Genomic DNA, 5,733 nt, shown 5'->3' on the forward strand with positions numbered 1-5,733 from the left:
ACGATCAGGTGATCGAGCCACGGGGACAGCTGCGCGAGCGGAGCCGGGAGCCGCGGCGTCTGGAAGATCAGCAGCGCGCAGATCATCTGCACCCACGTCGTCCCGGTCTTGGACCGGGTGCTGATCACGATGTCGCCGGCCCGGAACGGGAATCCGAGCCACCGGGCGCTGTCCTCTTCGGGCGATCGGTAACGGAAGGGGGTGCTGGCCACCCGGCGAGCATAGCCCGCAGGCCGCGCTGGCTACGCTGTCGTCAGCGTCGCGCAACGGGAGCAGCGAGCCGTGTCGAGTGAGGGGATATGGCAACACCAGAGAAAACCCCAGCCGTCAGGGCCGTGCGAGCGGCGCAGCTGCTGAAGAAGAAGCAGGTGTGGATCTTCCCTGTCGCCGTCCTGTCGGTGCTGGTCATCCTGATGACCCTGCTCTACTTCGGGGCGATCGTCGATCCCACCGACAGTCTGCACGGCCTGCCCGTGGCGGTCGTCAACGAGGACACCGGCGCCACCACGGCGTCGGGGCGGGTGAACGTGGGCGACCAGGTGGCCGGGGCCCTCACCGGCACGAAGCAGGTCACCGACCGGCTCGCCGTCACGGTCACCAGCCTTTCCGGCGCGCAAGCGCAGATGAACACCGGTTCCTCCTACGCGACCGTCGTCATCCCGCCCGACTTCACGTCGTCGGTCCTCGCCCTCGTCGCCGGGCCAAGGACGGCCCCGCTGCCCACGGTCGAGCTGCTGACGAACAGCCGGGCGGGGACGCTCGGCGTGAGCCTGGCCGAGGGGGTTCTCGAGCCGGCGCTCGCCGACATCTCCCGTTCGATAGGCAGCCACCTCAAGGCCGAGGCCACGGCGAGCAGCGCTCCCGACGCGCTGCTCGCGGACCCGGTCACCGTGGACCCCACGGCCTACCGGCCGCTGCCCAACCACTCCGGGCTCGGGCTGAGCGCCTTCTACATCGCGCTGCTGATCATGATGTGCGGGTTCCTCGGCGCCACCGTCGTGAACACGTCGGTCGACGCCGCCCTCGGCTATGCCACAAGCGAGATCGGGCCATGGTGGCGGCAGCGCCTTCCGCTCCGGATCACGCGGTGGCAGACCCTGCTCGCCAAATGGGGGATCGCCGTGCCGTGTACCCTGGCCGCCACCGGCCTCGTGGTGGCCGTGGCGGCGGGGATCTTGCGCATGGACGCGCCGCACTGGTTTGAGCTGTGGATGTACGGCTGGTTCGCCGCCGCCGTGGTCTCCATCGGGACGCTGGCCCTGTTCGCCGTGCTGGGATCACTGGGGCAGCTGCTGGCCCTGCTCATCTTCGTCTACCTCGCCCTGGCGTCGTCTGGCGGGACCGTGCCGCTGCAGGCGCTGCCTGGCTTCTACCGGTTCGTGGCCAACTTCGAGCCGCTCCGCCAGATCCTCGGCGCGGTGCGGGCCATCTTGTACTTCGACGCCATGGGGGACGCCGGCCTGGACCGTGGCCTGGTTCTCACGACCATCGGGCTCGTCTTCTGGGTCATCGTGGGGGTCGTCGTGACAACGTGGTACGACAAGAAGGGATACGACCGGCTGCGCCCGGAGCTCCTCGAATACGCCCATGCATCGGTGCAGGCCTACAAGGACCAGGCCGGCGCGGCCGCGGCAACGGAAGATCCGCCCAGGACAGGGGCGGTAGCGGCGAACCCGGCCGAGACAGCGGCGTCGGCGGAACTTGACGGCCCTGCCGACGCAGGCTAGGGGCAATTGGCCGGGTCGCCGGAGCGCAGTACCCGGCCGCCTGGTGCCTCCGGCCGCTACCCCGGCCTCCCTGACTGGGCCAGCTGCGCCAACGGCCCGGCTGTATCGGGCCAGCTGCGCCAATGGCCCAGTTGCCTCAACTCCCCGGCATTGAGGCTAGCCCGCCACGCCGTCGTAGCCGCCAACGAGGGGACCTTGGTCCCTACATGCCGCGTACGTGACCGGTCACGATTGCGTACCGGGCTCACCATGGCCCGTGGGAACTGACTAGGTGGCAATGAGGTGCCGGTGGCGGGAGATGAAGCGATCCGTGCGCGGATCATGGGGTCACGGCAGACGATCAACCTGACCGAGGCCGAGTCCTGGGAGCTGCTGGCGAGCGTGTCGCTGGGCAGGATCGTGTTCACCCAGCGCGCGATGCCCGCGATCCGGCCGGTCAACCACCTGGTGGATAACCGGACGATCATCGTCCGCTCCCATCTGGGGTCGTCCATCGTCACGCGCGCCACCGCGGCCGAGGACGGCGCCGTGGTCGGCTACGAGGCCGACGAGCTTGACCCGATCCGGCACACCGGGTGGAGCGTGATCGCGACAGGGATGGCGCGGCTGGTCAGCGAGCCCGCCGCGGTCGCCAGGTACCAGCAGCTGCTCGAGCCGTGGGTAGAGGGCCAGATGGACTACGTCATCGCGATCAGGCCGCAGCTCATCACCGGGCTCAGGCTTGTGGGCTGGTGCCGCTGACACCCCCGCTCAAGCCGCCGCCTAAGCCGCCGCCCGTCTCCGCGAGGAACACCTGGCGCATCTGCGCGAGGATGCCGGCGACCTCGTCTTTCTGCCTGGTCAGCTCGGCGAGCTCGCTCCGCACCTGCGCGCGGCGCCGTTCGGCCTCCGCGTCGAGCTCCGCGAGCGCCTGTCCGGCCTGCTCGGCGGACTTGGCGGCGATCTGCGCGGCCTTCTCACGCGCCTCGCTGATCGCGGCGACGGCGTCGCGCGCACCGTCGCGCCTGGTCTGTTCCGCCTGCGCGATGGCCGCGGCGGCCCGCTGCTCGGCGTCGGCGGCCCGCCGTTCTGCCTCGGCGACCAGCGTGCGCGTGGCGGCCTGAGCCTCGGCGAGCCGCCCCGCCTCCTGCCGTTCGGCCTCCTCGCGGCGCGCCGCGAGTTCCACTTCGAGGTCGGCCTCCGCCTGCGTCCGCAGCACCTCGCTCTGCTCCAGGAGGAACTGCTCCCTGCGGCGTACCTCGCCCGCCTCCCGTCTGGCCGCGGTGACGATCTCGTCCCGCTCCCGTGCCGAAGACGCCTTCAGCTGCCCCGCGTCCCGCTCGGCCGCCGATCGCAACGCGGCCGCCTCCCGCTCGGCCGCCGTCCGCGACGCGGCCACCTCACGCTCGGTGGCGGCGCGCAGCTCGGCGGCGTACGCCGTGGCCGCGGCCCTGATCTCCTCGGCCTCGGACCTGGCAGCCTGGACGAACTCGGCCGCCTGCTCCCTGGCGGCCTGCAACAGCTGCTCCACGCGCGCGCCAGCGGCGGGGGAGACAGGGCGGTTCGCGCGCTGTTCGAGCTCCCGGATCCGCCGGTGGGCCTCGCGAAGCTCGGCGGACAGCCGCCTGAGCTGCTCATCGTCCTGACGAGGGGCGGCGTAACCCGCCGGCTCACGCGCCAAAGTGCGCCGAGGAGGCTCCTCGAAGCGGCTGCTCGGCGCAGCGTTAACATCGGGCGGCATCGTGCTTCACTCCCGGTGGCATACTACCCGTGGTGCGGGCGGGCAAGGAGTTGTGCTCTCCCCGGAGTGAACGGCGAGGATCAGCAAGCCCGGATAGGATCATGCCCGTGCAGCGCAACGTGACGGCGGGCTCTCCCCAGGAGGAGGAGGCGGCGGCCGGGCAGCAGGCGGCCGCGTGGCGTTATCCGCGCCGGGCGATGTCCTGGCTGCGGGCGCTCGCCAGGGAGAACAAGCTGTTCGCCTGGGCGCTGGCGGCCGGCGCGTTCCTGCGGCTGCTGGCCATGCTCGGCTACCCCGGCGCACTGTGGTTCGCCGGGGACTCCTACGTCTACCTCGGCGCGGCGCTGCGGACGCCCGACCTGTCCAGGAAGACCGACCTCGCTGGGCTCCTGCGGCTGCTGCCGACGCCCGACCTGTCCAAGACGACCGGCTACTCGCTGTTCCTGCGGCTGCTGCTGCCGTTCCACAGCCTGACCCTGGTCACCGGGCTCCAGCACCTGATGGGGCTCGCGGTCGCGGTGATGATCTACGCGCTGCTGCGCCACTACGGCGTCTCCAGGCGCTGGTCGACGGTCGCGTCGCTGCCGGTGCTGCTCGACGGGTACATGATCGAGGACGAGCACATGATCATGGCCGAGGCGCTGTTCACCTTCCTGATCATGGTCGCCATGCTGCTGATCCTGTGGCGGCGGCAGGTCCCGTGGTGGGCGGCGCTGGTCGCCGGGCTGCTCGTCGGCTACGCGGTCGATGTGCGGACCGAGGGAGCGGTCGTGGTCGCTGCGTTCCCCTTGTTCTTGCTTGTGCGGGGGTGGCGGAGCCTGCGCGGCTGGCTGGCTACGGTCCTGATCACGATCGGGTGCCTGATCCCTGTGGGGGCGTACGCGGGCTGGTTCCACGAGGTCACCGGGACATACAACCTGACGCTGTCCGACGGCTTCTACCTGTGGGGGCGGGTGTCGTCGTTCGCCAACTGCGCGGTGATCAAGCCGACCGGCGCGCAGGCCACGGTCTGCCCGACCCAGCCGCTGTCGCAGCGGACCCCGCCGGGCGCCTTCGTGTGGTCCACGCCGCAGGTCCACCAGGACCTGGACAGCACCGGCGGGCCGGTGACCCCGGCGAACAACAGGCTGCTGTTCGACTTCGCGATCCACGCGATCGAGGCGCAGCCGCTCGACTACGTCAAGACGGTCGTCAAGGACGTGGGGCTGTCGTTCGGCTTCCCGCGGATCGGCTACCCGAGCGCCTACACGGTCTACTACTACAGCTTCCACCTGCACTACAAGACCGCCACCTACGACGCGCTCCCGCCGACTAACCAGGCATGGGTCGGGTCCGACATCGCGACAGAAAACGCCTACGCGGACTGGCTCAACTACGGCCATCAGGCGCCCGGCCGGGTGATCGAGGTGTTCGCGATCCCCATCCTGCTCTACCAGCGGCTCGTGTACACCTACGGCCCGCTGTTCGCCCTCATCCTGCTGATGGGCCTGGGCGGCGTGCTGACCCTGCGGCGGCCGGTGCGGTCGCTGCGGCTGCGCCCGTTCCCGCTGCGCTGGCAGGTCCGGGGCACCCCCATGACGCCCTGGGTCACCGCGGTCGCGCTGCTCGTCTTCCCGATCGCGATCGCCGACTTCGACTACCGGTACCTGCTGCCGGTCATCCCGTTCGCCTGCCTGGCGGCGGGCCTGGCGTTCGCCCCGCCGCGGCCGAAGAGCGCCGCCAGGCAGCCCTCGCCGGCCGGCGAGCACGAGACGACCGTCCCGGACTCCGTGGCCTAAGCGGCGCCGGCCTCGGCGCCGTCGCCAGCATTCTCGTGTTCGCGCTGGTCCGGCCGCACCCGCCCGAGGCCGCCGCGGCGCACGCCCAGGCTCATCCGGCGTATCCTGAATCGAAGGCGAGCCGGCCGGGCGGTCGCGCCGGGCTGCGGGCCCGGTGAGGAAGGTCCGGGCTCCACACGGCAGGGTGGTCGGTAACACCGACCCGGGGTGACCCGCGGGATAGTGCCACAGAAAACAGACCGCCCCGCATGGCGGGGTAAGGGTGAAACGGTGGTGTAAGAGACCACCAGCGCCGCAGGCGACTGCGGCGGCTCGGTAAACCCCACCCGGAGCAAGGTCAAAAGGGCCCGTGCCGCAAGGCGCCGGCCTGCGCGAGCGCTCGAGGGCTGCCCGCCCGATGCTCGCGGGTAGACCGCACGAGGCTGCCGGCAACGGCAGTCCCAGATGGATGACCGCCGCCCCGCGCAAGCGGGCGCACAGAACCCGGCCTACAGGCCGGCTCGCCCCC

Annotated in this window: 4 protein-coding genes, 1 other RNA gene and 1 pseudogene; 4 read left to right on the top strand and 2 right to left on the bottom strand. The window is 71.1% G+C overall.

Going from position 1 to position 5,733, the window contains the following annotated elements; translation table 11 throughout:
• A pseudogene (locus Q1N79_RS14200) lies at positions 1 to 212 on the bottom strand (hypothetical protein); the annotation flags it as partial.
• 87 nt (positions 213 to 299) lie between these two features.
• Here Q1N79_RS14200 and Q1N79_RS14205 point away from each other — a divergent pair.
• Complete coding sequence (locus tag Q1N79_RS14205; RefSeq protein ID WP_300609239.1) at positions 300 to 1,727, top strand: DUF3533 domain-containing protein; 1,428 nt, start codon at positions 300 to 302, stop codon at positions 1,725 to 1,727.
• Positions 1,728 to 2,015: 288 nt separating this feature from the next.
• Complete coding sequence (locus Q1N79_RS14210) at positions 2,016 to 2,468, top strand: pyridoxamine 5'-phosphate oxidase family protein (RefSeq protein ID WP_300609241.1); 453 nt, start codon at positions 2,016 to 2,018, stop codon at positions 2,466 to 2,468.
• Here Q1N79_RS14210 and Q1N79_RS14215 read toward each other — a convergent pair.
• The gene (locus Q1N79_RS14215) at positions 2,443 to 3,387 is read right to left on the bottom strand and encodes a hypothetical protein (RefSeq protein WP_300609243.1); all 945 of its coding nucleotides are present in this window, start codon (positions 3,385 to 3,387) and stop codon (positions 2,443 to 2,445) included. The genes Q1N79_RS14210 and Q1N79_RS14215 overlap by 26 nt on opposite strands.
• Positions 3,388 to 3,554: 167 nt before the next feature.
• Here Q1N79_RS14215 and Q1N79_RS14220 point away from each other — a divergent pair, with 167 nt between their 5' ends.
• Together Q1N79_RS14220 and rnpB are read left to right on the top strand one after the other, a co-directional pair.
• Positions 3,555 to 5,225: a hypothetical protein gene (locus tag Q1N79_RS14220; protein ID WP_300609245.1), complete on the top strand. Its 1,671-nt coding sequence runs from the start codon at positions 3,555 to 3,557 to the stop codon at positions 5,223 to 5,225.
• Between the two features lie 117 nt (positions 5,226 to 5,342).
• Positions 5,343 to 5,732, top strand: an RNA gene (rnpB, locus tag Q1N79_RS14225) — RNase P RNA component class A.
• Position 5,733: the final 1 nt, after the last annotated feature.

It is taken from the genome of Trebonia sp. (assembly GCF_030042015.1).
Taxonomy (GTDB): domain Bacteria; phylum Actinomycetota; class Actinomycetes; order Streptosporangiales; family Streptosporangiaceae; genus Trebonia.

Coding starts and splice junctions, on each gene's coding strand:
- Q1N79_RS14205 (WP_300609239.1), top strand. CDS start 300: ATGGCAACACCAGAGAAAACCCCAGCCGTCAGGGCCGTGCGAGCGGCG.